The organism is Micromonospora sp. NPDC048170 (assembly GCF_040652795.1).
In the GTDB taxonomy this organism is placed as follows: domain Bacteria; phylum Actinomycetota; class Actinomycetes; order Mycobacteriales; family Micromonosporaceae; genus Micromonospora.
The window spans coordinates 1-25,020 of the sequence record NZ_JBEZMR010000011.1; the positions used below are offsets into that span (position 1 = coordinate 1).

Consider the following 25,020-nt stretch of genomic DNA (forward strand, 5'->3'; position numbering starts at 1 on the left):
GCCCTGGTTTTGGCTCTTCGGGGTGGGGTGTGGGGGGGCCCCCCGCCCGGGCCCCCCCCCCACCACCCGATCCCCTTTCGTCAGGGGTCGGTACGCATCAGCGGTGGGTGTATGTAGTGGTTGCCCGCGGGCACCTGGAACTGGTGCAGGCTCACCGTGGCGCTGATGTCCAGTGCCCGTACCCAGTGCCACCACCCGGCCGGCACCAACAGTGCGTCACCCGGCTCCAGCACCCCCTCCAGGACGGTGGCCTGCCCGTACAACGGGTGCTGGTCGAGGTCGGGCCGCGCGGCGTCGACGTGGCTGTACGTCCCGCCCCGGGGATACACCCGGGGACGCTGGTACGACGGCACGAGGCGGACGTGTTTGCGGCCCATGACCTGGCACAGCAGGATGTTCATGTTGTCGTGGTGCAGTGCGGTGACCGTGCCGGCCGGCCCCAGCAGCAGGGTCACCGCCTCCGGCAGCAGAGCCGGATCGGTGATGCCGGGCACCGGCTTGATGTCCTGGGTCAACGGCTTGAGACCGTGCTGCCAGTTGTCGTTACGCGCGACCATGTAGTAGTCGTTGGTCTCCCCACCCGTCTCGACCATGGTGAGGTAGTCGGCGAACGGCATTCGCGTCCGATGTGCGTCGTGCTGCCAGCCATGCTCCGGGTTGCTGTCCCGCCCGGTCATCACCTCGACCTCGACGTCACCCAGTCGGTCCCGCAGGCTGGCCGGTGACCACTGCTGCCGGGCCGGCCAGTCGTCGACCGCCCCGGCCAGGATCACCGGCCGGTTGGCGAAGTAGTACCGGTCGAAGAACTCGGCAGCGGACAGGCCAACGCGGCGCTCCAGCCCGCCGGCCAGCTGCGCCGAGCCGAGATCGCCGTAGAAGTCCAGGAGCGACTCCGTCCATCCGTACTCCCGGGCCAGCCGCAGGCAGGCCTGGAAGTACGGATGGTCGGACACCCGGATCAGTTCCTCGTCGACCGCCGGCCCGGACAGCCCCGCCGCCAGCAGCGCCTCGCGGACCTCCCCGGCCGGCACCCCGAGGGCCAGGTTCTCGGCCGCCCAGGCCCGCCACTGCGGACTGATCCCGGCCGGCTCGTCGGCCCTCCGGGTCACCGGGCCTCCGGCAGGCGGGACGGTGACCGCTCTGCGTGCGCCCCGGACGGCTCGGTGGAGGCGGCTGCGTCTGGCAGGGGAAGCCGCTGCCGGGTACGTCCTTTCGACAGATCGACGCAGTTGACGTAGGTGTTCTTGACGTTGACCTCGAACTCCGGTTCGGCCTCGGTCATCGGTCGCAGCGCGCGCATGGCGTCTCCCTTCACAGTGGATGGTCGTGTGGTCGACGGTGCCACGGTCCACTGGGAATCCACTGGGAATCTCGGCGGCGCGGCGAGGCGCCCACCCCCGACCGGCTGCCGCCGGGCGGCACCCACGGCGGTGCGGCCCGGCCGCCACCGAGTGCCACTTCCACCCCGTGGCGGTGTGCGGTCAGCGGCCCGAGTACGGAGAACTGCACGTCGACCATCCCCACCCACCATCTTCGCCGGGTCGCCGTGGTCAGGCGGCCGGGTCGCCGAGAGCGACGCAGACGTTGTCCTGTCGGCCGATCCCCAGCGTCAGCCGGCGGGTGCCGGCCGGGTCGATCGAGACGACGTGCAGCCCGTCGAGGATGTAGTAGCCGCGCGGGTGGTGGTCTCCCGGCCGGAAGCCGAACCCCGCCGGCCCGACGATGGTGTAGCGCAGCCACCCGCCGTCCGGGCGGTATTCGAGCAGCCCGGAGCCGCCGGCGTCCCGGCGTACGGCTTTCCCGGTGTCGGTGTTGACGAAGTCCACGGTCAGCGGGCCGGCGTACTCCTCACGCTGGACGGCACCGGTGGCGTACCGGGCGAGCACCCGGACCCGTACGTCCTGGGAGACGACGCGGACGTGGAGCGGGAAGGAGCAGTAGCGGCCGGCCGGGCCGGTCCAGTCCTCCTGGGTCGACGGACGCCAGGGCTCGGGGCGGTTGCCGTCCCAGCCTCGCCAACCGGAGACGGTCACCTGGGGCCCGACGTCCCGAGCGACCACCGGGCTCGCGGGAACGGTCGCGAGGGACGTGGACACCATCAGCATGACGAGCAGAGACCGACTGACGATCTTTCCCAGGCGCATGTCATCACCCCACCAGTAAATGCCAGTCGACCGGTGACGTTGACAGTACTGGTCAGCTACGCCGAGTCAAGGCGCAGCCGCGGTTCCCCGTACGCCCCCGGGCAGGGGCGGCCGTCAGATGTTGGAGGAGTCGAGCGGCACCTCGGTCGGCAGGGCGGGCGCGCCGGCCAGCGGGGCCTCGGTGCGGCAGGACAACCCCACCGTGTAGGCGGTCATCGACAGCGACCCGTACGCGTACCCGTCCACCAGCACCTCCACGCCGTTGCTGGCGGCGCCGGCGAAGCCGGCCAGGTAGAGCAGCGGGATGAAGTGGTCCGGCGTCGGCACGGCCAGGCCGAAGTCGCGGTGGGCGTCCAGCGTGGCCGCCTCGGTCGGCTCGCCGAGCATGACGTCCTTGGCCGCCTCGTCGAACCGCCGCGCCCAGTCGAATCCCTCGTCGACCATGCGCGGGTCCACCCCGCGCAGGTTGTGCACCACGTTGCCGCTGGTCACGACGAGCACGCCGCGTTCGCGTAGCGGGGCGAGCCGCGCGCCCAGGCCCAGGTGGTAGTCCAGGTCCTTGAACGCGTTGATGCTCAGCTGGACGACCGGGATGTCCGCGTCGGGAAACGCGTGGGTGAGCACCGACCAGGTGCCGTGGTCGATCCCCCACGAGTCGACGTCCGTTCCGACCCAGGTGGGATGGACGACGTCGCTGATCTCCTCGGCCAGTTCCGGCAGGCCGGGGGCCGGGTAGCGGACGTCGAACAGCTCCTGGGGGAAGCCGTAGAAGTCGTGGATGGTCCTCGGCCGGGGCATCGCGGTGACGGCGGTGGCGCCGATGTACCAGTGGGCCGACACCACCAGGATCGCCCGTGGCCGCGGCACCGCCTGCCCGAACGCGCGCCACGACTGCGTGTAGCGATTCAGCTCCAGCGCGTTCATCGGGCTGCCGTGACCGATGAACGCGGCCGGCATCACCGTGGGGGCGACTTCGCTGCTCATGCTCCTCCCTCCGGACGGACGGTGAGCCGAGCGTAACCAAGGGTGGCGAGGGAGGTCGGATCAATGCCGGCCACGACCAGCTGACACTGCTCGTGGCCGGCTGCCGCTTCGGCGGCGGCGGCGACCGTCAGCCGGACACCTCGCGCCACGAAGGGTGGTTGCCACGCCAGGCGCCGGCGAGGATGACCGCCGATGTCCGACCGGGGCATTCCTGCACCCGGGAGCGGCCGGACTCGCCGCCGATCTGTACCTGCACGTCCCAACGCTGCCCGTCAGTGCGGATGTACACGTCCCGACGCCCACGCCGGGACGTGTCGCCGTTCCACCAGTGTTCTTCGACCCTCACCCATCGACCGTATAGCAGTCGGTCCGCGGACGACACGGCCGGTGGCGGTGTAGAACACCGCAGGCTGTCGCCCGGTCAGGCGGACTCCCCCGGCGCCAGATGGCGGTAGCCGGGCACCGTCTCGGCGAACCAGCCGTTGACGCTGGTCAGGCCGCGTTCGTTGAGTTGGGCGTCGTGGATCGGGAACACCCGCTCGGCCCCGACGGCGTTGGCGAAGTCGATCGCCTCGGTGAGCTTCAGCCAGGACCCCTGCGCCGGCACCAGCAGCGTCTCGACCGGGCACTCCGGCCGGTGCAGGGAGTCGCCCGGGTGGTAGACGGCGTCGCCGACGAGATAGCCCAGGTTGGCGCAGTCGGGCCGGTCGCCGTGGATGGTGGCGTGCCGGCCGCCCAGCGCGGTCACGGTGAGGCCGGCGGCGGTGAACCGTCGACCGGCGCCGACCCTGGTCACGGTCAGCGGCGCCAGGTCGGGCAGCACGGCGCCCTCCGGTGCGAAGACCGGCACGCCGAGACCCGCCAACCGGAGCACGTCCACGTGGTCGGTGTGCTCGTGGGTGACCAGCACGGCGTCCGCGCCGGCCAGGGCCCGCGGCTCGCTCCAGGTGCCCGGGTCGATGACCAGCACGCCGCCGTCGTGCTCGATCCGGACACAGGCGTGGGTGAACTTCGTGATCCGCACCCGCCGACCGTACGCGGGTGACCCCGCGACGGTCAGCCCCTCCCGCCCCACCACCACCGGCCCGGTCGCGGCGGTTTCCGGGACAGCCCAGGGGCCGCCCCGGCCCGCGTGAGAGGCTGCGGAGCGGAAAGGAGTGCCGACATGAGCGACTACGGTCACCCGCTGACCTTCGGGGCCTTCCTGTCGCCCGGCAACGCCGAGCCCGGCCGGGTGGTGGGCCTCGCCATGCTGGCCGAGCAGGTCGGGTTCGACCTGGTCACCTTCCAGGACCACCCCTACCAGCCCGCGTTCCTCGACACGTGGACGCTGATGAGCTTCGTGGCGGCCCGGACCAGCACGGTGCGGCTGGCCGCCAACGTGACGAACCTGCCGCTGCGCCCGCCGGCCGTCCTCGCCCGCAGCGTGGCGAGCCTCGATCTGCTCAGCGGCGGCCGGGTGGAACTCGGCCTGGGCGCCGGCGCGTTCTGGGATGCCATCGAGGCGATGGGCGGGCGCCGGCTCTCCCCCGGGCAGGGTGTGCGGGCCCTGGCCGAGGCCATCGACGTCATCCGCCAGTTCTGGGACGTCGACGCGCGCGGCGGCGTCCGGGTCGACGGCGAGTTCCATCGGGTCGTCGGCGCGAAGCGGGGCCCGGCACCCGCCCACGACGTGGGCATCTGGCTCGGCGCGTACAAGCCGCGGATGCTGGCGCTGACCGGGCAACTGGCCGACGGCTGGCTGCCGTCGCTGAGCTACCTGCAACCCGGCGACCTCGACAGGGGCAACGCCGTCATCGACGACGCCGCCCGGCAGGCCGGCCGGGACCCGGCCGACGTGCGCCGCCTGCTCAACGTCACCGGCCGGTTCGCCCCCGTCGGCCGGGGACCGCTGGACGGGCCCGCCGAGCAGTGGGCAGAGGAACTGGCCGACCTCGCGCTCAGCGACGGGATCAGCACGTTCATCCTGGGCAGCGACGATCCCGAGGACCTGCGGCGCTTCGCCGCCGAGGTGGCCCCCGCCGCGCGCGAGCTCGTGGCCGCCGAGCGGACGGCCGCCACCACGCCCGCCCCCGCGAACCCGGCCCCGACCCCGGGCCCGGCGGCGCCGCCAGCCGCTCGGCGCCCACCCGTCGGCGCGGGTGCCTTCGCCGTCGTCCCGACGCCCGACGACGGCGCCCGCCGCAGCGCGATCCGGGTCTGGGACGAGACCACCCGGCCCACCGGCCCCGCGCCGGACCTCGCGCGCACCTACACCGCGCACGACCAGGCCAGCGCCCAGCACCTCGTCGACGTGCACGACGGCCTGCGCGCCGAACTGACCCGCCTGTACGACCTGGTGGAGCAGGTGGGCGCCGGGCTGGTCGAGGCGGGCACGGCCCGCTCCCACATCAACACCATGACCATCCGGCAGAACAAGTGGACCCTGGGCACCTACTGCGAGTCGTACTGCCGGGTGGTCACCACCCACCACACCCTGGAGGACCGGGGAGTCTTCCCGCACCTGCGCCGCGGCGACGCCCGCCTCGCCCCGGTGCTGGACCGGCTGGAGCAGGAGCACCACGCGATCCACGACGTCCTGGAACGGGTCGACCGCGCTCTCGTCGCGTTCGTCTCCGTCTCCGACGGGATGACCGAGCTGCGCGCGGCGGTCGACCTGCTCAGCGACACGCTGCTGTCGCACCTCGCCTACGAGGAACGCGAACTCGTCGAGCCCATCGCCCGGCTCGGCCTGAACTGACCGGCCGCCGCGCGACACTCCCGTGGCGCATGATCGGGGCATGGAGCGCCGACCCGCACGGGGGCACCGCCGCCTGCCGCACACCGCCGACGTACGCATCGAGGCGTGGGCCCCGACGCGGGAGGAGTGCGTCGCCGAGGCGGTCGCCGCGCTGGTCGGCACGTTCGTCGACCCCGCCGGGGCAGCCCCGGGCCCGCTACGGGAGTTCCGCGCGCCGACCGGCGACGACGCGGACCTGCTGGTGGGCGTACTCGACGAGGTGATCTTCCGGATGGAGACGGAGGGCGAGCTGCCCCTGCACACCGACGTGGCCGACGACGGCGCCGGCGGCCTGGTGGTGTGCTGGCGCACGGCGGACACCGACGCCGTCGAGCTGGTCGGCGCGGTGCCGAAGGCCGTCTCCCTGCACGAGCTGCGCTTCGGCCCCGACGGCGGGGGCTGGTGCTGCGCGGTGACGCTGGACGTGTGAGCCGCCCGCTCAGCCCTTCACCACGCCGAGCGGCCCCAGCCGCGCCACCTTCCGGCACAGCCCGGCCCCCTCGGCGGCGGCCACCACCGCCGAGACGTCCTTGTACGCCGTCGGCATCTCCTCGGCCAGGCCACGGCGGGACGCGCCGCGCACCGCGATGTCCCGCGCCTCCAGCTGGGCACGCGGGTCCTGCCCGCGCTCCGACTTCACCGCCTGCTTGCGGCTCTGCACCCGGCCTGCGCCGTGGCAGGTGGACGCGAAGGCGGGCGCCCCCGGCACGCCGGTGAGCACGTACGAGCCGGTGCCCATGGAGCCGGGGATCAGCACCGGCTGGCCCACGTCCCGCAGGTCGGCGGGAAGGTCGTCGTGCCCGGGCGGCAGCGCGCGGGTGGCGCCCTTGCGGTGCACGCACAGCGCGCGCCGCTCGCCGTCGACGTCGTGCGTCTCGATCTTGGCGAGGTTGTGCGAGATGTCGTAGACCAGGTCGAGCCGGCTGCCGGCGACCCGGGCGAAGACCTTACGGGCGGCGTCGGCCAGCAGCTGCCGGTTCGCCCGGGCGTAGTTGGCGGCGGCGGCCATCGCGCCCAGGTAGGCGCGGCCCTCGTGGGAGGAGACCGGGGCGCAGGCGAGCTGGCGGTCCGGCACGTGGATGCCGTGCCGGGCCATCACCTTCTCCATCGTGTGCACGTAGTCGGTGCAGATCTGGTGGCCCAGTCCCCGGGACCCGCAGTGGATCATCACGCAGACCTGGCCGGGGCGCAGCCCGAAGGCCGTCGCGGTGGCGTCGTCGTACACCTCCTCGACGGCCTGCACCTCCAGGAAGTGGTTGCCGGAGCCGAGGCTGCCGACCTGGCGCGCGCCCCGTTCGATCGCCCGCTCGCTGACCTCGGCCGGGTTGGCGTCGTCGACCGCGCCGTTGTCCTCGCAGCGGTGCAGGTCCCGCTCGACGCCGAAGCCGCGCTCCACGGCGTACCGGGAACCGCCGCGCAGCACCGCGTCGAGCTCGGCGCGTGTCGACAGGTGCCACACCGCGCCCTTGCCCATGCCGCGCGGGGTGGCCTCGCCGAGGCCGTCCATCAGAGCGCCCAGCCGGGGCCCCAGCCCGTCGCGGTCCAGGTCGGCGGCGAGCAGCCGGACGCCGCAGGAGATGTCGAATCCCACCCCGCCGGGCGAGACCACGCCGCCGTGGGCGACGTCGGTGGCCGCCACGCCGCCGATCGGGAACCCGTAGCCCCAGTGCACGTCCGGCATGGCGTACGAGGCGTCGACGATGCCGGGCAGCGTGGCGACGTTCGCGACCTGCTCCAGCGCCTTGTCCTCCCCGGCGTCGGGCAGCAGCGACCGCGACGCGAAGACCACCCCCGGCACCCGCATCGGGTCCCGCCGGTCGATCCGGAAGCGGTACGGCGACTCCTCGACCAGCTCCATCCCGGGCGGCTACCCGGGCGGGCGTCCCTTACACCCGCTCGCTGGCGGCGGTCGGGCGGCGCATCGCCCACACCAGGGGACCCCCGTCGGGCACCTGGACCTCCCCGGTCACGGCGAAACCGAGCCGCCGGTAGAACCGCAGGTTCGGCTCCGACGTCGTCTCCAGCACCGCCGGCAGGCCGGCGCGATCCGCCTCCGCCAGGCCGGGCCGCAGCACCAGGGCACCCAGCCCACGCCCCTGGTGGTCGCGGCGCACGCCGACGGTGGCGAGCAGGAACGCCGGTACGGCGGAGCGCAACGAGGCGCAGGCCGCCTCGGCGGCGCGCAGGGCCGGACAGCGGTCTCCGGCCAGCTCCGCGTTCCGCGCCTCGACACCGGCCCAGACCTCGTCCGGCACCGGTCGGTCCGGGCGCAGCCATACCGCGACCGCCGCCGGCCGGCCGTCGGGGTCCATCGCCGCCCAGACGTCCCCGTAGGGCAGCCCGACGGCGTCGACGGTACCGGCGAACATCGCCTCCAGCCGTTCCCGGTGCCGGTCCGCCGCCACCGTCCAGGCCATCCAGGGGTACCCGTCGAAGGCGTCGGCGAGCACGGCAGCCGCCTCGGCGGTCGACTCCGGCCCGATCCGGCGTACCTCGAACTCCATGCCGACCTCCTCGCGCGCCGCCGCTCGGTCGGCGCGGTGCGTGATCATGTCACGGCCCGGGGACCGGTGCCCCCGAATATCGGGGCCGGGCCGGGTGGTCACAGGCGGTAGAACGCCCGGTAGCGGCGGATCAGCCGCCACTGCACCAGCACCGCCGCCACGGTCAGCAGGATCATCACCAGGGTCGCGGCGGCGGCGTAGCCGTAGCGCAGGTACTCGAAGCCGGTGCGGTAGACGAACAGCGACAGGTAGGTGGTGGCGTACGGGGGCGGGCCGCCGTCGGTGACCACGAAGGCCGGCACGAAGGAGAAGTGCAGGCTCTGGATGGCGTCACGCACCATCAGCAGCCCGAGCACCGGCGCCATCAGCGGCAGCGTGACGCGGCGGAACACGTCCCAGCCGGTGGCGTCCTCGATCGCCGCCATCTCGTAGACGTCCCGGGGCAGCGCACGGCGGGCGGCCAGCAGCACCACGAAGGTCTCCCCGATGGTGAACAGGCTCAGCAGAATGATCGCCGCGCGGGCGTCGGTCGGGTCGGTGAGCCACTGCGGCGGGGTGCGGCCCAGCGCGGTCAGGCCGTTCTCCCCGCCGGTGCGCAGCAGCTGGTTGATCGGGCCGTACAGCGGGTTGAGCAGCCACAGCCAGAGCAGACCGTAGGCGATCTCCGGCACCGCGGTCGGCAGCACCGCCGCGGTGCGGGCGCTGCCGACCCCGACCGCGCGCCGGTGCAGCAGCAGCGCCAGGCCGAGTGCGAAGAGCACCCGCAGCGGTACGGCCACCAGCGCGAACACCAGCGAGTTGGTCAGCGACACCCGGAACACCGGGTCGTCCAGGAGCGCCGCGAAGTTGTCCAGCCCCACCCAGCGTGGCGGGCGCAGCAGGTCGTACTCGGTGAAGGCCAGTGCGAGGGTGACGGCGGCCGGCAGCAACACCAGCCCGACGAGGCCGACCAGGTACGGCGTCAGCATCAGCGCCAACTGCCGGCGCGAGCGGCGGTCCATGGCCGTCACGGGGCGTACCGGCGGCCGGAGCCGGCGTGGAAGACGTGCACGTCGGGCCAGCGCACGCCGACGCGTACGGTCGCGCCGCGCTCCGGCCGGCGGGCTGCGGGCACCCGGGCGACGACGGGGTGCCCGCCGGCGACGGTCAGGTACGCGTACGCGTCCTCGCCGACCACCTCGACCCGGTCGACGGTGGCGTCCGTGCCGTCGGTCGCGCCCAGGGTGACCGCCTCGGGACGGAAGCCGATCTCCAGCCGGCCGGACTCCGTGACGGTCACCCCGGGCGGTGCCGTGCCCGTGGGGCGCACCGGCCCGTGCGCGGGGAGCAGGTTCATCGCCGGGGAGCCGACGAAGCGGGCGACGAAGGTGGTGGCGGGGGTACGCCAGATCTCCTCGGGGGTGCCGACCTGCTCGATGCGCCCGTCGCGCAGCACAGCGATCCGGTCGGCGAGCACCAGCGCCTCGGTCTGGTCGTGGGTGACGTGCACCATCGTCGTGCCCAGCCGGTCGTGCAGGGCCCGCAGCTCGGCGCGCATCTGCACGCGCAGCGCCAGGTCGAGGTTGGACAGCGGCTCGTCGAGCAGGAACACGTCCGGCTCGCGGACCAGCGCCCGGGCCAGCGCCACCCGCTGCCGTTCCCCGCCGGAGAGCTGCCCTGGCCGCCGGTGCAGCAGGGTGGCGCAGCCGACGGTCTCCGCCGCCGCCCGGGCCCGCTCCCGGGCCGCCGCGCGGGGGGTGTCGCGCACCTCCAGGCCGAAGGCGATGTTCTCGGCGACGGTCAGGTGCGGGAAGAGCGCGTACGACTGGAACACCATCGACACGTTGCGCCGGCCGGGACGCTCGGCGGTGACGTCCCGGCCGGCGATGCGGATCCGGCCGGCGGTGACCGCCTCCAGGCCGGCGACGACCCGCAGCACGGTCGACTTGCCGGCCCCCGACGGGCCGAGCACCACCAGCAGCTCGCCCCGGGCGACGCCCAGGTCCACCTCGTGCAGCACGGTCGACCCGCGGTACGCGGCCGAGACGCCGGCCAGGGCGAGGCCGGACTCGCTCACCCGTGCTCCCCGCGGGCGAAGATCGGACGGGTCTGCCGGTCGAGGTCGCGGATGACGTCGTCGAGCCGGTCGCCCCGGTGCATGGCGTTCTCCAGGATGCCGTAGGTGACGTCCTCGATCTCCGGCCAGGTGGAGACGGTCGGCAACGCCCGGACGGTGGGGATGGCGTCGAGGAAGACCTTCGCGCTGCGCGGCGGCTGGGCGGGGCCGAGGAACGCCGGCGACCGCGACACCCCGACGTGGGACGGGACGGTGCGGCCGGTGGCCGCGATGATCCGCTGGCCCTCCTCGGCGATGGCGAACTCCAGGAACCGCCACGCGGCGTCCTTGCGCTTCGCGCCCCGGGTCATGCAGTACGCGTCGGAGTGCAGCACCCCGACCTGCTCCCTGTAGACGGGCAGCGGGGCGACGTCCCACTCGAAGCCGGTGATCGAGCGGAACGTGGTGGTGGACCGGCGGGAACTCATCAGCATGGCGAGCCGGCCGTTGGCGAACCGCGACTCGTCGTCCTCGGCCTCCACCTCCTCGTCGGTGGGCACCACCCCGTACGCCAGCCGCAGGTCGACGAGGTTCTTCAGCGCCTCCCGGGCGGCCGGGGTGTCCAGGGTCAGCCGGGTGGGCTTCGCCGGGTCGTCGACGATCTCGCCGCCGCCCGACCAGACGAACGGGGCGAGCCGGATGATGGACGGCTCCACGCCGAGGCCGTGCACGGCCGGGCGCAGCGCCGCGCCCTCGCTCTCCGTGGCCCTGACCACCACGCCGCGGGGGTCGCGGGTCATCGCGGTCGCGGTGGTGACCAGGTCGTTCCAGGTCCAGCCGGCCCTCGGCTCCGGCACGCCGTACTTCGTGAACAGGGTGCGGTTGTAGTAGACGGCCAAGCTGGAGACGTTCTGCGGCAGGCAGAGCTGCCGGTCCTTCCACCGGAAGGCGTCCCACGCCACCGGGTAGTAGTCGGCCGGGTCGACGGCCTCGGAGGAGGCCAGCCGGTCGTCCAGCGGTTCGATGACGTCCTTGGCGGCGAACTGGCCGTAGAAGCGGTAGTTCATCAGGAACAGGTCCGGCGGGGCGCCGCCGGCCACCGAGGTGGCCAGCCGGGCGAGCAGGTCCTTGCGGTCGCTGGCCTCGACGAGCTGCACGTCGGCGCCGGGGCGCGCCTTCTCGTACGCCTCGACGAGGGTGCGGTAGGCGGCGAGTTCCTCGGGGGCGCCGAAGACCAGCAGCCGCACCGGCCCGTCGGCGGACGACCCGGAGCCGGAGCCGCAGCCGGCGGCGGCCAGCACGGCGGTGAGCAGCAGCGCGAGCAGCGCCCGCGGTCGCATCGTCGGTGTCGTCTCCGGTCGCATCGTCAGTCTCGTCCCGTCGGGTCGTCGTGGTGGAGGAAGCGCCGCTGGGCGAGCACGAAGACGGCCAGCGCGGGCACCGTGGCCAGCACCGCGCCGGCCAGGAACACGGGGAAGTTCGTCGGGTCCAGCACCGACAGGGAACGCAGCGCCAGCGGCAGGGTGAACAGGTCGCGGTCGTAGACGTAGACCAGCGGGTCGAGGAAGTTCGACCAGGTGAGCACGAAGGTCAGCGCGGTGAGTCCGGCGGTGACCGGGCGCACCAGCGGGAGGGCGACCCGCCACCAGGTGCGCACCGGCGAGAGGTCCTCCACCAGACAGGCGTCGTAGAGCTCCGCCGGCAGCGCCCGGAACGCCAGGTAGTAGACCAGGACGTAGAGCGGCGAGGTGCCCAGCAACGCCGGGGCGACCAGCGGCACCAGGGTGTCGGTCAGGCCGAGCACCCGGAAGATCGCGAAGCGGGGCACGAGCAGCGCCGTCGCCGGCACCATCAGGGCGACCAGGGAGGCCGCCACGACGACGCCCGTGACGCGCGGGGCCACCCGGGCCAGCGCGAAGCCGGCCAGGGAGGCGACGAGCACGCTCAGCGGCACCGCGACGAGGGCGACCAGGACCGAGTTGAGCGAGGCGCGCAGCAGCCCGCCCAGCTCGACGGCCTGCTGGTAGCCGGTGGTGGACACCGGCTCCGGCACCAGCTGCGGGGTGGGCGGCGGCGGCAGGCCCGGCTCGGTGAGCGAGCCGGAGACCAGCAGCAGCAACGGCGGGACGAAGACGAGCAGGACGAAGGCCGCGCCGAGGGTGCGCCAGGCCCGGCCGGCCGCCTCGGGCAGCGGTGAGGGGCCGCGCACACGGCCCCTCACCTTGTCGTCGCCGATGGTCGCCTGCCTCAGAGCGTGAGCTGCCAGGCGCCGAGGCCGTGCGAGGCGGCGTAGAGCACCCGCTTGCCCGGCACGATGGTCAGCCCGGCGACCTCCACGTTCGGCATGCCGCGGGCCGTCTTCGCCCAGGTGGTGCCGTCCTTGGCCAGCCGCAGGACGCCGAAGTCGGTGGCCGCGTACAGGTCGCCGGTGACGTCGTCGCGGACCAGGTCGGTGATCGGCTGGTCACCGAAGTCGTACGACCGGTCGGCCCAGGTCGCGCCCGTGCCGGCCAGCCGCACCTCGAACGCGTGCCCGGTGGTGGCGGGGGTGTTCGAGTTGAACCCGCTGTAGGAGACCCACGCCCGGGCCGGGTCGGCCGGGTCGACGTGGATGCCGGTGACGAAGCGGTTCGGCGTGGCGGCGGTGTCGATCCGGGTCCAGGTGACCGCCGACGCCGGCTCGGCGTCGACGTTGCGGGACACGAACACCCGGCCGGTGCTGGTGGCCGCGTACGCCGTGGACGAGTCGGTGGCGACCCGCTCGACCACCGAGACGGCGCCGCCGGCCCGGTCGCCCCACGCGCCGTCGGTCAGGTTGACCGTGCCCAGCGGCGCGAAGTCGCCGCACTGCGCCTCGAAGGTGCCGGTCCAGGTGTTGCAGATCCGGTTGGCCTCGGCCAGGCTGCGGTCGCCCAGGCCGAACGTCTTCGTCCGGTAGACGGTGCGCGAGGTGCCGGCGAAGATCGTCCCGCTGACCTTCGGGTCGCTGACCACGGGCGCGTAGAACAGGGTGCCCGGGTGCCCGAAGACCGGGTCGGAGATCGAGATCCAACTGCCGACGTCACCGTTGTTGAAGTTCACCTCGGGGGTGGCGTCGTAGAAGGTGTGGAAGCGGAACTCCGGCCTTCCCACGTCGAAGCCGGACGCGCCGCCGTCACCGATCATCGTGTTGACCCAGCGCCGGCGCTCGCCCTTGTTCTCCCAGGTGCCGTTGTCCTGGGTGCCGCCCTGGAGCAGGCGGTGGTCGTGCGGGCTGGCGGACAGGCTGATGAACTGCAACGTGTTCATGCCCTTGTTGATGCCGTCCAGCTTCGACGGGATCTTCGACAGCATCTGCCGGCACCGGTCCTTCTGCGCCTGCGTGGCGAGGTTGCGGTCCGGGTTGTCGCACCAGGCCGACCGGTCCACGAACTGGCCGCTGGAGCGCATCACGCCGCCGTCGTTGGCCTCGAAGAACTGGTACGGGTTGCGCGGGTTGGTGACCAGCGCGTGCTGGTCGGGGTGCAGGCCGTTGGGGTGCAGCTCGTCGGTGCCGTCGTAGGTCATGTCGGTGCCGCTGACGCCGGCGTCGGTGGAGAGCACCACGGCCCGCTTGTGGGCGACGGTCTCGCCGTAGACGTACGAGCCGCCCGTGTAGACGATGTCCGGGTGCCCGGCCGGGGTGTGCACGAAGACGTCGTACCAGCACTGGCCGGTGCACTGGTTGTAGGTGGCGTAGCCCGGGTCGGCCGGGTTGGCGCTGCTCAGGTCGGTGAAGGCGGGCGCGCCGCCGGCCACGTCGTCGCTGCGGAACAGCCGCGAGTACGGGTTGCCGAGGTTGCCCTCGTAGACGTACATGCGGGTCCTGCCGTCCGGCAGGGCGGTCACGTCGATCGCGGCCCGGGTCTGGAAGACCGCCGGGTTGAGCGAGGGCTTGATCTGCGTCCAGGTGGCGCCGGCGTCACCGGAACGCCACACCCCCCGGGCGTACGAGGAGGCGTAGACGACGTTCGCGTCGCGCGGGTCGAGCTTGACGTAGCGCACGCCGCGCGGCGAGCAGGTGGTGGTGTTGCCGTACTCCGCGGCGCTGCCGGTGCACTGGGTCGCGTCGGCCGAGCCGTTGTGGATGAACCTCCAGTTCGCGCCGCCGTCGGTGGACTTGTAGAGGCCCCACTTCTCGGCGTCGGGCACAGGCCGGGTCACGCCGGTGCAGCAGGAGCCGGACATGCCGCGCAGCGCGGTGGTGGTGGCGACGTAGAGGGTCCTCGGGTCGCCGGGCTTGATGGTGATCTCGCCGATGCCCTTGCCGGCCAGGGCGTCCTTGCCCAGCGGGCCCTTCCAGGTGACGCCGCCGTTGGTGGACTTGTAGAGGCCCACGCCGGCCACGCAGCCCGAGGCGCAGGTGTTCGCCTCGCCGGTGCCGACGTAGATGGTCAGGCCCGTCCGGTCGTTGCGGTCGATCTTGACCGAGCCGGCCGCGTTGATGCCGAGCGGCCCGCCCAGGTAGAACCACTTCGGCTCGGCGGCGAGGACGTTCAGGGTGCCCCAGACGCCGCCGCCGGCCGGCGTGACGTACGCCCGGCAGAGCAGGGCGGTGCAGTCCGGCGCGATGTCGATGGAGGTGACCCGGCCACCCGCCACGTACGCGTTCGGCACGTAGTTGGAGGCGTTGCGGAACTCGGTGAACGGGTAGAGGGCCTCGCTGGGGCCGATGTTCGTCCACCCCCGGGTGCCGCCGGCGCGCCGCTCGGCGGCCGAGTACGCCGACTTGGAGCGGTCGATCTGGGCGATGCTGATCGTGTCGGCCGGGTACGCGCGCTCCAGGAACTCCTGCTGCGCGGCGTTGCCGGGCCCCTCCGGCGACATGCCGTCGTTGCCCGGCACTGCCTGGCGCAGCCGTTCCATGTGGGCGCCGAGCGCCCCCGGCATCTCCCCGTCACCGGCCGCGGCGGCGGGGGCTGGCACCTCGGCGCCGGCGAAGTGGATTCCGACGAGACCGGTCGACACCACCAGGGCACCGACCGTCAGTCCTACGAGCAGATGGCGTCGTCTGCGCTTCACGAGGGTCCCTCCGGCAGATGAAGGCGCCGCCGCGGCCCTCCGGATTGGCGACCGTCACTGGCAGCGTCCACGCTGGAGAATGACAGAACGTATCGACGTCGACAATCCTCCACATGGACGGGTGTCGACGTTCGGCGTCGACGCCGCCGGACACCGCGACGCCGCACCGGCCGTCAGGGGCGCCCGGCCACCGTTTCGCCACCGGAACGGGTCGCGCGGGGCCGCACCCCCGCGGCCCGGCGACCGCACCGGCGGCGGGACAATGGGAGCCTCCGCCCGCGAGGCCGCCGGCGGGAACTCCCGATCGGCAGGAGAACGGTCAGCGTGTCGGAAACCCCCGAGGGGACGTCGGCGGAGGACGAACTGCGCGCCGACTGCGCCCGGTGCTTCGGGCTCTGCTGCGTCGCGCCCGCCTTCTCCGCGTCGGCGGACTTCGCCATCGACAAGCCCGCCGGCCGCCCCTGCCCGAACCTGGGGGCCGACTCGCGCTGCGGCATCCACGCCGACCTGCGCGGGCGGGGTTTTCCCGGCTGCACCGTGTTCGACTGCTTCGGGGCCGGGCAGCGGGTGGCCCAGTTCACCTTCGGCGGGCGGGACTGGCGCGCCGCGCCGGAGAGCGCCGCGCGCATGTTCGACACGTTCGCGGTGATGCGGCCGCTGCACGAGTTGCTCTGGTATCTGACCGAGGCGCTCGCGTTGCGCCCGCCGCAGCCGCTGCGCGACGAGTTGTCCGTCGCGCTCGCCGAGACCGAGCGGCTGGCCCGGGGAGCTCCGCAGGCGCTGCTCGCGCTCGACGTGGACGCGTACCGGGGGCGGGTCAACCCGCTGCTGTCCCGCGCCGGCGACGCGGCCCGGGCCCGGGGTGGCCGGCCCGGCGTGGACCGGCGGGGTGCCCACCTGTTCGGCGTCGACCTGCGGCGGGCCGACCTGCGCCGGGCGAACCTGCGCGGGGCGCTGCTGATCGGCGCCGACCTGCGCGGCGTCGACCTCGGCCTGGCCGACCTCACCGGCGCCGATTTGCGCGGGGCCGACCTGCGCGGCGCGGACCTGTCCGCCAGCCTGTTCCTGCACCAGTCCCAGCTCGACGCGGCCCGGGGCGACCGGCACACCGACCTGCCACCCGGCCGGACGCGGCCCGGGCACTGGTCACCGCTGTCGCTCACCCCGGCGCGCCGCGCACCGCGCTCCCCCGGGCGACCCGCCCGCCCACCACACCGCCGCTGATCCACCCTCTCCCAGCCCTCTCCCTCCCTCCCGCCTTCCTCACTTCCGCCCCGCCCTTCGCGATCATGCAGTTGTGGCGCCTGTCATGACCAGATCGCAACCGATATGCGGGGCACACAGCTGCATGATCGCCGCGCCAGGGCGAGGTGGGGGCGCGCCGGGGCGGGGTTTCGTGCGGGTGGGCGGGGGTAGGCGGGCAGGGAACGGCACCGGCGGGACGACGGGGAGGCAGTCGTGGGATATCGGGCACGCGACGGTGAGCTGCCGGTCGACCCGGCGCACGCCGAGGACGAGGCCGGCCAGGCCCGGCTGGTCCAGGTGGAGGCGGACACCGACGTGCCGGCGCCCGACGACACGACGACGAAGCCCGACCTGGTCACCGAGGACGACGGGTCCGGCATCACGGGCGGCGCGTCGGGCAGCTCCGGCGGCGGGTCCGGCATGCCGGGCCACCCGGACGCGGCGCGCTGAGCGGCGCACGTCTCGCGCGTCTTCGGCGCCGCCGGGCCGAACCGCACCGGCTGGCCTGATCAGCGCCCGGCGGGCACCGCCGACGTGCGGGCCTCGGTCATGCCCCGGTTCGCCAGCGCGTCGGCGCGCTCGTTCTCCGGGTGGCCGTTGTGCCCCTTCACCCACAGCCAGGTGACCTCGTGCCGGGCGCAGGCGGCCTCCAGCCGCTGCCACAGGTCGGCGTTCTTGACCGGCTGCTTCGCGGCCGTCCGCCAGCCGTTGCGCTTCCACGAGGCCAGCCAGCTGGTGATGCCGTTACGCACGTACGTGCTGTCGGTGTGCAGCTCGACCGTGACGGACCGGGTCAGGCTCTCCAGGGCCTGGATGGCCGCCATCAGCTCCATCCGGTTGTTGGTGGTGGGGGTCGCCTCGCCGCCGCACAGCTCCCGCTCGTGCGCGCCGTAGCGCAGCACCACGCCCCACCCGCCGGGGCCGGGGTTGCCGCTGCACGCGCCGTCGGTCCAGATCTGCACGACCCTGCCGGCCGCCTCGTCCACCATATCGGCAACCTACCGAATCTCCGGCGGCTCCCCCGTGCGCGGGGGCGGCCCGGCCGGGCGGAGGCGGTCCCGGAGCCGGGCGACGGCGTCGCCGCCGGTGGCGACGACCATCGGCAGCAGCCGGGTGGAACCCATCACCGCCAGTTCCTCCGCCGGGGTCGTGGCGCCGTCGAGGAACCGCAGCACCCGCTCGGCGGGGTTGCGGTCGAAGAGCCGATCGAAGAAGTCGGGCCCGCCGACGCCGCCGCCGTCCAGCGCCCGGAGGGCGACAGCGTCCATCCAGCGGTGCCGAGGGGGGTACGCGGGCGCCGGCACCGGCGGGCGGCCGGCGGCGAGGGCGCGGGCGATCTGCTCGGCCTGTCGGTGCATGGCGGAGAAGGTGAAGCCGGTGGACGGGCGGGTGGCGCCGCCGGCCGTACCGAGGCGGACCACCCGGGGCGAGGGCCGGGCCTCGAACGGGCCGTCGGTCATCGGGATCACCCCGTTCTCCACCTCCCGCACCCTTAGTCGGGTCGGGTCGAGGCCGAGCAGGTCCCGGTAGCCGGCCAGCGCCGCGTCGTACCCGGCGTCGGTGAGCGGGCGGGGGCCGAACTCCGTGTACTCCACCAGGGCGTACCGGTCGCTCACCGGCAGGACGTAGCCGAACGACACGCCCCGGGCGGGCTGCGGGGTGCGGAAGTCCATCAGGACGGCCCGCGCCGGGTCGAAGACCGGAACGCCGGACTCCAGCCACCAGCCCCGGAAGTGCTGGAGCCAGTTGGTACGCCCGGGGCGCCGGGGCGGCCGGGGCCGGGAGTCCAGCACCCAGGACGCGCGGACGGCCGGCCCGTCGCCGCCGGCGTGGACCGTGACGTGCCCGCCGTCGTCGTGCAGGGCGTCGACGGGCGCGACGATCCGCCGTACCCCGAGCCGCCGCTCGGCCTCGGCAGCCCGGTCGTAGACCGGGCCCGAGCGCAGCATGGCGTACCGCAGGGGGGCGAGATCGAGGACGCGGCGGCCGGCGGACGTCGCCACCTCCACCTGGCACCAGCTCGCGGCCAGCAGCGGATCCAGGTCGCCGCCGGGGTGCCCCCAGAACGCCCAGGTCCGGTCCTGGCCGCGCCGGTGGACCGGGTCGATGACGGCGACCCGCAGGCCGCGCACGCCGTGCCGGTCCAGGGCGGCGAGGACGAGCGACGCGGCACCGCCGCCGCCGACCAGCGCCAGGTCGACGTCCAGCGGTGCGGCGGTGTTCACGCCGCCCACGCTGCCACACCGCCCCGGCCGCCCGGCCACCGACCGGCCCTGCCACCCGCGTGGCCTCGGCCATCCCGGCCCCGCGACGGGGCGGCGGTAGGGTGCCAGCGGTCGCCCCCGGGCGACGGTCACGCCGCCCACCGGAGGACGCCCCGCCCCATGAGCACCGCCGCCACCAACACGCTCACCGCCCGCTGGGCGTCCACCCTGGACGACAGCCAGACGGTCCTCTCCGGCGCCGGCGTCTACCCGCTGCTGGCGCTGCTCGCCCGCTACGCCGCCGGTCCCGCCCGCGACGAACTGCTCGCGGTCGCACCGGACGCGGCCCGGTTCGACCTGGACCGCTCCCCCACCACCCGACTCGCCCTCGCCGCCTGGGCGCGACGGGACCTGCCCCTGACCGACCGGTGGCTGCGGGAGGTGCCGGCGGCCATGCGCGGGGACCTGACCGGCGATCCGGTGCACGACCAGGCGGCCCTCGACGAGTGGGCCGCCACCCACACCGACGGCCTGGTCCCCGAGCTGCCGGTGCGGGTCACCCCGGCGACGGCGCTGGTCCTGGCCAGCGCGCTGTCGCTGCGGACCGGGTGGGCCGAGCCGTTCCGTGGCTCCTGGTGCCAGCCGGTCGCCGGGCCGTGGCAGGGGCGCCGGCTGGCCGGGCTGAGCCGGGTCAGCCACGACCTCGACGCGCTCCGCGCGGCGGACACCGCCGCCGGCCCGTTGAGCCTGCTGACCGTGCGCGGCGCCGAGGACGTCGACGTGGTGCTCGCCCTCGGCGCACCGCAGCGTCAGGCGGCGGAGGTCTTGCCGGCCGCGATCGGCGCGATCGGCGCACCGGCCGCGCTGCCGGTCGCCGCCGGCCCCGGCGTCGTCGAGCAGGTCGTGGACGCGTACGACGACCGGCCCGAGCTGCTCGTCTGCACCGTGGGATTCACCGCCTCCGCCGACCACGACCTGCTGGAGCGGCCGGCGCTGTTCGGGCTGGCCACCGCGACCGGCGACGGCGACCACCTCCCCGGCATCGCCCGGCTCCTGGCCGTCTCGCAGGCGCGGCAGAGCGCGACCGCGACGTTCGGCGCGACGGGTTTCCGCGCCGCCGTGGTCACCGCCGTCTCCACGCGGGCGGGCTCCGCGCCCCCGAGGCTCACCGCGCGCAGGCGCCGGGTACGCCTCGACGTCGACCGCCCCTTCGGCTTCCTCGCCGTGCACCGACCCACCGGTCTGGTGCTGCTCGCCGGCTGGGTGACCGATCCCGACCGTCGCGGTTGACACCGCCACGCACGCCGCCCTGCCGGCCGTCGTCGACCGGCAGCTCCGGGCGGTACCGGAGCGAACGGCGGCTCGGCCCTGAGCGCCGCCGCTCCGCCTGACGCTCAGCGGTCCCCGGCCCGCCTGCGGTAGACGACCTGGCGGCGCAGCGGACCGGAGTCGACCTCCGGATCGTCGAAGTCCTCGGTCGGGTCGGTGGTCATACCCAGGCGGCGCATCACCGCCTGCGAACGCGCGTTGGTCGCGGTGGTGATGGCCAGGATCTCCGGCAGCCCGACGGTGTCGAAGCCGTACCGCAGGACGGCCCGGGCCGCCTCGGTGGCGTAGCCGTGGCCCCACGCGGAACGGGCGAGCCGCCAGCCGGCCTCCACACCGGTGACCGGCACGCCGTCGTCGACCCGGTCCAGCCCGGCGAAGCCGACGAACGCGCCGCCGTCGCGGACCTGGACGGCCCAGAAGCCGTAGCCGAGCCGGTCGAGGTCGGCCTGGAACGACCGCGCCGAGGCGGCGGCCTGCTCGGCGGTGAGCAGCGGGCCGAGGTGCTCGCGCACCTCGGGATCGGCGTTCATCGCGGCCCACGGCGAGAGGTCGGACTCCCGCCAGCCGCGCAGCAGCAGCCGCTCGGTCCTGATCTCCGTCACCGCGCGACCCTATCCGCCGGGCCGGCGCCGGGCACGCGGGATTCGCGGCGGCTCGTCAGTCCCGGGGGATGGCCTCGATGGTCGCCATGTTCCGCTCGCCCCACTCGCCGAGCGGCATCAGCGCCTCGTTGAGGGAGCGGCCGAAGTCGGTGAGCGAGTATTCCACCTTGGGCGGGACCTGCCGGTAGACCTCCCGGTGCACGAGCCCGTACGTCTCCATCTCGCGCAGTTGCTGGATCAGCATCTTCTCGCTGATCCCGCTGATCCCCCGCCGCACCTCGGAGAAGCGGCGGGGACCGTGGTCGAGCTCCCACAGGATCAGCGCCTTCCACTTGCCGCCCACGACGTCGATCGCGGCGTCGAGCCCGCACGTGTAGGTCCGCTTCTTCACGTCACCCTCCCATACTTACCAAAAGGTAGGTACCTGAGAAAATAGTCGGTACTTGATGCTTCGCGTGTACGGAAACAGGATGGAACCGGCCCGGCGGCACGCGCAAGGGCCGGACATCCCGTTCCCGAAGGAGCACCCCATGACCGACCGCGACCTGTCCCCGGTGACCGTGCTGGGCCTCGGGCCGATGGGCCGGGCGCTGGCTGGCGCACTGCTGGACGCCGGCCACCCCACCACCGTCTGGAACCGCACGGCCGCCAGGGCCGATCCCCTCGTGACGCGCGGCGCGCGGTGGGCACCGACCGTGGCGGAGGCGGTCCGGGCGAGTCCGCTGGTGCTCGCCTGCGTCATCGACTACGCCGCCGTCCGTGCCATCGTCGAGCCGGCGGCCGACGTCCTCGCCGGGCGCACCCTGGTGAACCTGACCGCCGACACACCGCAACGGGCCCGGACGATGGCGGCCTGGGCCGCCGGGCAGGGCGTCGACTACCTCGACGGGGCGATCATGACCCCGGCCCCCACCGTGGGCGGAGCCGGGGCACTGGTGCTCTACAGCGGGCCTGAACGGGTCTGGCACGCCCATCGGGACACCCTGGCGAGCCTGGGCGGGTCGGCCGACTGGCTGGGCCCGGACCCGAGTCGCGCCGCCGCCCACGACGTGGCGCTGCTCGACGTCTTCTGGACCGCGATGAGCGGCATCGCGCACGCCTTCGCCCTGGCCGGGGCGGAGGGGATCACGGCGAGCGAGCTCAGGCCGTACGTCAAGGGGATCTCGGGTCTGTTGCCCGACCTCGTCGACGACCTGGCCGGGCGGCTCGATGCCGGAAACCACACCGCCGACGTCTCCACCATCGCCTCCGCCGCCGCCACCATGTCGCACATCGTCGAGGCGGCCGAGGGGCACGGCATCGACGCCGGCACGCTTCGGGCGGCCAACGCCGTCGTCGCCCGGGCGGTCCGCGCCGGGCACGGCGACGAGGACTTCTCCCGGCTGGTCCGGGTGTACGCGGAGGCGAGCGCGTGAGCGCCCCGCGCGATCGGCCCGTCTCCGTGCTGGGGCTCGGCGCGATGGGGCGCGCACTGGCCGGGGCACTGCTCGCCGCCGGCCACCCCACGACCGTGTGGAACCGGTCGCCGGGGCCGGCCGTCGCGTTGGCCGAGGCGGGGGCGGACGTGGCCGGCTCCGCCGCGGAGGCGACCGCCGCGGGTGAGTTGGTCGTGGTGTGCCTCCTCGACGACGACGTCACCCGTCGGGTGCTCGAGCAGGCGGCGCCGGGGCTGGCCGGACGGACGGTCGTCAACCTGACCAACGGCACCCCCGAGCAGGCCCGCCGGTTGGCGCGGTGGCTGGTCGCCCAGGGCGCGAGGCCCGTCGACGGCGGCATCATGGCCGTCCCGTCCATGATCGGCGAGCCCGGCGCGTTCGTGCTCTACAGCGGCGCCCAGGACGCGTTTCTCGACTGGCGGGACGTCCTCGCGTCGTTCGGCGATGCCCACTGGCTCGGCACCGACCCCGGCCAGGCGGCCGTGCACGATCTGGCCCTGCTCGCCGCCATGTACGGGATGTTCGGCGGATTCCTGCACGCCACGGCGATGATCCGCGCGGCCGGCGGTCCGGCGGGCGGGTTCGCGCCGATGGCGACCGGTTGGCTGACCGCCATGCTCGGGGAGTTGCCGGCCCTGGCGGCAGCCGTCGACTCGGGCGAGCACGACGCCGACGGATCGTCCCTGCGGATGCAGGCCGCCAGTTTCGGCAACCTGTTGACGGCCTCCCGGGACATGGGCGTGGACGGCGGGCTGATGCGGCCGATCCGCGACCTGCTGGATGAGGCGGTCGCCCGGGGCCACGGCGACGACGGGCTCTCCGCGCTGGTGGGGCTGCTGCGCGGCGGCCTGGTCCGCCCGGCCTGACCGCTCCCGCCGCCGGAGCGGGTCGATACGGCGACACGCTGGACATGCAGCCGTCCGGTTGCCTAACCTGACAGGCAGCCGGACGGCTGCATGTGCGAGGTGAGCAGGGTGGACGACGTGTTCCGGGCACTGGCCGACCCGAGCCGGCGCCGGCTCCTCGACGACCTCAACCTCCGCAACGGGCAGAGCCTGCGCGAGCTGTGCGCCGGGCTCGACATGACCCGGCAGTCGGTCAGCAAGCACCTGGCGGTGCTGGAGGCCGCCAACCTGGTGACCACCGTGCGGCACGGCCGGGAAAAGCTGCACTACCTCAATCCCGTGCCGATCAACGCCATCGCCGAACGGTGGATCGACCGCTACGACCGGGCGCGGGTCCGCGCGCTCGCCGACCTACGGACAGCACTGGAGCGGGAGCCGATGGAGAGCCCGACGTTCGTCTACACCACCTACATCAACACCACCCAGGAGAAGCTCTGGGTCGCGCTGACCGAGCCGGCGTTCACCCGCCGCTACTGGGGCGGCGTCGCACTGCGGTCCGACTGGCAGGTCGGCTCCCCGGTGCGCTGGCAGGACGAGCCGGGCGGCGAGTTCCGCGACCTCGGCCAGCGCGTCCTGGCCGCCGAGCCGTACCGGCGGCTGTCCTACAGCTGGCACGGCTTCCAGCCGGAGCACGCCACCCACTTCGGCTGGTCCGACGAGGAGCTGGCGGCCCGGCTCGACGAGCGCCGGTCCCGGGTCACCTTCGACCTCGCCCCGCACGGCGGGTTCGTCCGGCTGACCGTCACCCACGACGACTTCTCGCCGGGCAGCGAGATGCACCGGGCGGTCAGCGGCCAGCTCGACGGCAGCGGCGGATGGCCGGAGCTGCTGGCCAGCCTCAAGACCCTGTTGGAGACGGGAGAACCGCTGCCGGAGCCGCGGCCGGAGAGCGCGGCCACGGGGGGCTGACCGGGTTCGCCCCGCGGTGGACGCCGAGACGCGGCGGCGGCAGCCGGCCCCATCCGGACAGCCGGCGTTGCCGCCGGCCGCCGCAGGACGAACCGGCCGCGACCAGACCCCGACGACATCGACACGGCCAACCCTCGCGGGCGGGCCGTGTCGGCGTTTCCGCTGCTCCCTCCGCCTTCCGGGTGGACACGTGACGGCAACGAGGAATTCTCATTTTCACCTGATCGTGGCTCCAACCCTCCTAGGGTTGGTCACACCGGTGCCAGTCACGGAGTTGGCCGCCCGAACGACGTCCCACGCAGTCAGCGGACGAAAAGTGAGGGAAGACGCGTATGAAGGCAAAGACAGTTCTCGTATCGGCGGCGGTCGGCGTGGGTCTCGGCTCGCTCCTGCTCCCCGGCGCGGCGCTGGCCGACACCGTCGTGTCACCCGCCACCACCCCGGTCGGCGGGACGGTCGTGCTCACCGCGACGACCTGCAACCCGAAGTCCGGCGACGCGATCTTCCGCGTCACCGGCCCCGACCGCGACCAGAACGTCCGGTCCACCACGGCCGCGGCCGGCGGCGGGCTGAGCGCCGAACTCTTCACCGCCGGCTTCACCCTGGGCACCTACACGGTCGCCGCGACCTGTGGCGACGGTAGCGCGGCCGGCAGCGCCACGTTCACCGTCACCCCGATCGGCGGGGCGCAGGCCGGTGGCCGTGACGCCGCCGACGGGACCGGGGCACTCGCCGCCGGCGGCGCCCTGCTCGGCTCCGCCGCCGGCGGCGCCCTGATCCTGGCCCGCCGCCGACGCCACATGGCCGCGGCCGCACGCTGACCCGACGGTCCACGCCGTCCATCCCTGGAACGGGTGCCCGCCCCGGCGAACCGCCGGTGCGGGCACCCGGGCGAACGCGTACG

General features: G+C 74.1%; 26 protein-coding genes. 9 read left to right on the top strand and 17 right to left on the bottom strand.

From position 1 onward, the window contains the following. Positions 1–80: 80 nt before the first annotated feature. The 6 genes from AB0D32_RS16505 to AB0D32_RS16530 form a co-directional block, all read right to left on the bottom strand. Positions 81–1,109, bottom strand: coding sequence for a cupin-like domain-containing protein (locus AB0D32_RS16505; RefSeq protein ID WP_357090398.1), 1,029 nt, complete (start codon positions 1,107–1,109; stop codon positions 81–83). Then, positions 1,106–1,300 carry a hypothetical protein gene (locus AB0D32_RS16510; protein WP_357090400.1) on the bottom strand — a complete coding sequence of 65 codons (195 nt, stop codon included), beginning with the start codon at positions 1,298–1,300 and terminating at the stop codon, positions 1,106–1,108. The genes AB0D32_RS16505 and AB0D32_RS16510 overlap by 4 nt, the downstream gene beginning before the upstream one ends. Before the next feature lie 250 nt (positions 1,301–1,550). After that, positions 1,551–2,144 carry a hypothetical protein gene (locus AB0D32_RS16515; protein WP_357090402.1) on the bottom strand — a complete coding sequence of 198 codons (594 nt, stop codon included), beginning with the start codon at positions 2,142–2,144 and terminating at the stop codon, positions 1,551–1,553. Positions 2,145–2,258: 114 nt separating this feature from the next. Continuing rightward, entirely contained in the window at positions 2,259–3,128 is an 870-nt protein-coding gene (gene ygiD / locus AB0D32_RS16520; protein ID WP_357090404.1) for a 4,5-DOPA dioxygenase extradiol, read from the bottom strand. A 127-nt stretch (positions 3,129–3,255) separates the two neighbouring features. Then, positions 3,256–3,474 carry a hypothetical protein gene (locus AB0D32_RS16525; RefSeq protein ID WP_357090406.1) on the bottom strand — a complete coding sequence of 73 codons (219 nt, stop codon included), beginning with the start codon at positions 3,472–3,474 and terminating at the stop codon, positions 3,256–3,258. 75 nt (positions 3,475–3,549) lie between these two features. After that, entirely contained in the window at positions 3,550–4,152 is a 603-nt protein-coding gene (locus AB0D32_RS16530; protein WP_357090408.1) for an MBL fold metallo-hydrolase, read from the bottom strand. Positions 4,153–4,293: 141 nt separating this feature from the next. Here AB0D32_RS16530 and AB0D32_RS16535 point away from each other — a divergent pair, with 141 nt between their 5' ends. Continuing rightward, positions 4,294–5,868: an LLM class flavin-dependent oxidoreductase gene (locus AB0D32_RS16535; RefSeq protein WP_357090410.1), complete on the top strand. Its 1,575-nt coding sequence runs from the start codon at positions 4,294–4,296 to the stop codon at positions 5,866–5,868. Positions 5,869–5,908: 40 nt separating this feature from the next. Beyond that, on the top strand, positions 5,909–6,337 hold the full coding sequence (locus AB0D32_RS16540; RefSeq protein WP_357090412.1) for an archease: 429 nt from the start codon (positions 5,909–5,911) through the stop codon (positions 6,335–6,337). A gap of 9 nt (positions 6,338–6,346) precedes the next feature. Here the strand turns inward: AB0D32_RS16540 and AB0D32_RS16545 are convergent, their stop codons facing one another. From AB0D32_RS16545 to AB0D32_RS16575, 7 genes are all read right to left on the bottom strand, one after another. Further along, positions 6,347–7,765 carry an RtcB family protein gene (locus AB0D32_RS16545; RefSeq protein ID WP_357090414.1) on the bottom strand — a complete coding sequence of 473 codons (1,419 nt, stop codon included), beginning with the start codon at positions 7,763–7,765 and terminating at the stop codon, positions 6,347–6,349. 28 nt (positions 7,766–7,793) lie between these two features. Beyond that, positions 7,794–8,411: a GNAT family N-acetyltransferase gene (locus AB0D32_RS16550; RefSeq protein ID WP_357090416.1), complete on the bottom strand. Its 618-nt coding sequence runs from the start codon at positions 8,409–8,411 to the stop codon at positions 7,794–7,796. A gap of 98 nt (positions 8,412–8,509) precedes the next feature. Next, positions 8,510–9,379, bottom strand: coding sequence for a sugar ABC transporter permease (locus tag AB0D32_RS16555; protein ID WP_357090738.1), 870 nt, complete (start codon positions 9,377–9,379; stop codon positions 8,510–8,512). A gap of 38 nt (positions 9,380–9,417) precedes the next feature. Next, the gene (locus AB0D32_RS16560) at positions 9,418–10,467 is read right to left on the bottom strand and encodes an ABC transporter ATP-binding protein (RefSeq protein WP_357090418.1); all 1,050 of its coding nucleotides are present in this window, start codon (positions 10,465–10,467) and stop codon (positions 9,418–9,420) included. Continuing rightward, positions 10,464–11,786, bottom strand: coding sequence for a sugar ABC transporter substrate-binding protein (locus tag AB0D32_RS16565; RefSeq protein WP_357090740.1), 1,323 nt, complete (start codon positions 11,784–11,786; stop codon positions 10,464–10,466). The genes AB0D32_RS16560 and AB0D32_RS16565 overlap by 4 nt, the downstream gene beginning before the upstream one ends. 26 nt (positions 11,787–11,812) lie before the next feature. Continuing rightward, positions 11,813–12,655 carry a carbohydrate ABC transporter permease gene (locus AB0D32_RS16570; protein ID WP_357090421.1) on the bottom strand — a complete coding sequence of 281 codons (843 nt, stop codon included), beginning with the start codon at positions 12,653–12,655 and terminating at the stop codon, positions 11,813–11,815. A 38-nt stretch (positions 12,656–12,693) separates the two neighbouring features. Continuing rightward, complete coding sequence (locus tag AB0D32_RS16575) at positions 12,694–15,486, bottom strand: exo-alpha-sialidase (RefSeq protein WP_357090423.1); 2,793 nt, start codon at positions 15,484–15,486, stop codon at positions 12,694–12,696. A 324-nt stretch (positions 15,487–15,810) separates the two neighbouring features. On the opposite strand from AB0D32_RS16575, the gene AB0D32_RS16580 reads away from it, so the two are divergent. Together AB0D32_RS16580 and AB0D32_RS16585 are read left to right on the top strand one after the other, a co-directional pair. Continuing rightward, the gene (locus tag AB0D32_RS16580) at positions 15,811–16,710 is read left to right on the top strand and encodes a pentapeptide repeat-containing protein (RefSeq protein WP_357090425.1); all 900 of its coding nucleotides are present in this window, start codon (positions 15,811–15,813) and stop codon (positions 16,708–16,710) included. Positions 16,711–16,944: 234 nt separating this feature from the next. Continuing rightward, positions 16,945–17,181, top strand: a complete 237-nt coding sequence (locus AB0D32_RS16585; protein WP_357090427.1) for a preprotein translocase YidC — start codon at positions 16,945–16,947, stop codon at positions 17,179–17,181. Between the two features lie 59 nt (positions 17,182–17,240). On the opposite strand, the gene rnhA is transcribed toward AB0D32_RS16585, so the two are convergent. Continuing rightward, positions 17,241–17,720, bottom strand: a complete 480-nt coding sequence (rnhA, locus tag AB0D32_RS16590) for a ribonuclease HI (RefSeq protein ID WP_357090429.1) — start codon at positions 17,718–17,720, stop codon at positions 17,241–17,243. A gap of 9 nt (positions 17,721–17,729) precedes the next feature. Beyond that, positions 17,730–18,956, bottom strand: a complete 1,227-nt coding sequence (locus AB0D32_RS16595) for a lycopene cyclase family protein (RefSeq protein WP_357090431.1) — start codon at positions 18,954–18,956, stop codon at positions 17,730–17,732. A gap of 159 nt (positions 18,957–19,115) precedes the next feature. Between AB0D32_RS16595 and AB0D32_RS16600 the strand changes: the two genes are divergently transcribed. Continuing rightward, the gene (locus tag AB0D32_RS16600; RefSeq protein WP_357090433.1) at positions 19,116–20,225 is read left to right on the top strand and encodes a hypothetical protein; all 1,110 of its coding nucleotides are present in this window, start codon (positions 19,116–19,118) and stop codon (positions 20,223–20,225) included. 104 nt (positions 20,226–20,329) lie between these two features. Here the strand turns inward: AB0D32_RS16600 and AB0D32_RS16605 are convergent, their stop codons facing one another. Beyond that, the gene (locus tag AB0D32_RS16605; RefSeq protein ID WP_357090435.1) at positions 20,330–20,866 is read right to left on the bottom strand and encodes a GNAT family N-acetyltransferase; all 537 of its coding nucleotides are present in this window, start codon (positions 20,864–20,866) and stop codon (positions 20,330–20,332) included. A 55-nt stretch (positions 20,867–20,921) separates the two neighbouring features. Next, positions 20,922–21,257, bottom strand: a complete 336-nt coding sequence (locus tag AB0D32_RS16610; protein WP_357090437.1) for a helix-turn-helix domain-containing protein — start codon at positions 21,255–21,257, stop codon at positions 20,922–20,924. A 139-nt stretch (positions 21,258–21,396) separates the two neighbouring features. Between AB0D32_RS16610 and AB0D32_RS16615 the strand changes: the two genes are divergently transcribed. The 4 genes from AB0D32_RS16615 to AB0D32_RS16630 all read left to right on the top strand — a co-directional run bounded on the left by AB0D32_RS16615 (position 21,397) and on the right by AB0D32_RS16630 (position 24,937). Continuing rightward, positions 21,397–22,281, top strand: a complete 885-nt coding sequence (locus tag AB0D32_RS16615) for an NAD(P)-binding domain-containing protein (protein WP_357090439.1) — start codon at positions 21,397–21,399, stop codon at positions 22,279–22,281. After that, a complete protein-coding gene (locus AB0D32_RS16620; RefSeq protein ID WP_357090441.1) occupies positions 22,278–23,168 on the top strand; it encodes an NAD(P)-binding domain-containing protein in 891 nt (296 codons plus the stop codon). Before AB0D32_RS16615 ends, AB0D32_RS16620 begins: the two co-directional genes overlap by 4 nt. 108 nt (positions 23,169–23,276) lie before the next feature. Beyond that, positions 23,277–24,116 carry a metalloregulator ArsR/SmtB family transcription factor gene (locus AB0D32_RS16625; RefSeq protein WP_357090443.1) on the top strand — a complete coding sequence of 280 codons (840 nt, stop codon included), beginning with the start codon at positions 23,277–23,279 and terminating at the stop codon, positions 24,114–24,116. Positions 24,117–24,448: 332 nt separating this feature from the next. After that, positions 24,449–24,937, top strand: coding sequence for a hypothetical protein (locus AB0D32_RS16630; RefSeq protein ID WP_357090445.1), 489 nt, complete (start codon positions 24,449–24,451; stop codon positions 24,935–24,937). The last annotated feature ends 83 nt before the right edge of the window (positions 24,938–25,020 follow it).

Excerpts from the sequence above, each read along its gene's own strand:
- AB0D32_RS16510 (WP_357090400.1), bottom strand. The coding sequence starts at position 1,300 with ATGCGCGCGCTGCGACCGATGACCGAGGCCGAACCGGAGTTCGAGGTC.
- AB0D32_RS16515 (WP_357090402.1), bottom strand. The coding sequence starts at position 2,144 with ATGCGCCTGGGAAAGATCGTCAGTCGGTCTCTGCTCGTCATGCTGATG.
- ygiD (WP_357090404.1), bottom strand. The coding sequence starts at position 3,128 with ATGAGCAGCGAAGTCGCCCCCACGGTGATGCCGGCCGCGTTCATCGGT.
- AB0D32_RS16535 (WP_357090410.1), top strand. The coding sequence starts at position 4,294 with ATGAGCGACTACGGTCACCCGCTGACCTTCGGGGCCTTCCTGTCGCCC.
- AB0D32_RS16540 (WP_357090412.1), top strand. The coding sequence starts at position 5,909 with ATGGAGCGCCGACCCGCACGGGGGCACCGCCGCCTGCCGCACACCGCC.
- AB0D32_RS16545 (WP_357090414.1), bottom strand. The coding sequence starts at position 7,765 with ATGGAGCTGGTCGAGGAGTCGCCGTACCGCTTCCGGATCGACCGGCGG.
- AB0D32_RS16550 (WP_357090416.1), bottom strand. The coding sequence starts at position 8,411 with ATGGAGTTCGAGGTACGCCGGATCGGGCCGGAGTCGACCGCCGAGGCG.
- AB0D32_RS16555 (WP_357090738.1), bottom strand. The coding sequence starts at position 9,379 with ATGCTGACGCCGTACCTGGTCGGCCTCGTCGGGCTGGTGTTGCTGCCG.
- AB0D32_RS16565 (WP_357090740.1), bottom strand. The coding sequence starts at position 11,786 with ATGCGACCGCGGGCGCTGCTCGCGCTGCTGCTCACCGCCGTGCTGGCC.
- rnhA (WP_357090429.1), bottom strand. The coding sequence starts at position 17,720 with ATGGTGGACGAGGCGGCCGGCAGGGTCGTGCAGATCTGGACCGACGGC.
- AB0D32_RS16600 (WP_357090433.1), top strand. The coding sequence starts at position 19,116 with ATGAGCACCGCCGCCACCAACACGCTCACCGCCCGCTGGGCGTCCACC.
- AB0D32_RS16615 (WP_357090439.1), top strand. The coding sequence starts at position 21,397 with ATGACCGACCGCGACCTGTCCCCGGTGACCGTGCTGGGCCTCGGGCCG.
- AB0D32_RS16630 (WP_357090445.1), top strand. The coding sequence starts at position 24,449 with ATGAAGGCAAAGACAGTTCTCGTATCGGCGGCGGTCGGCGTGGGTCTC.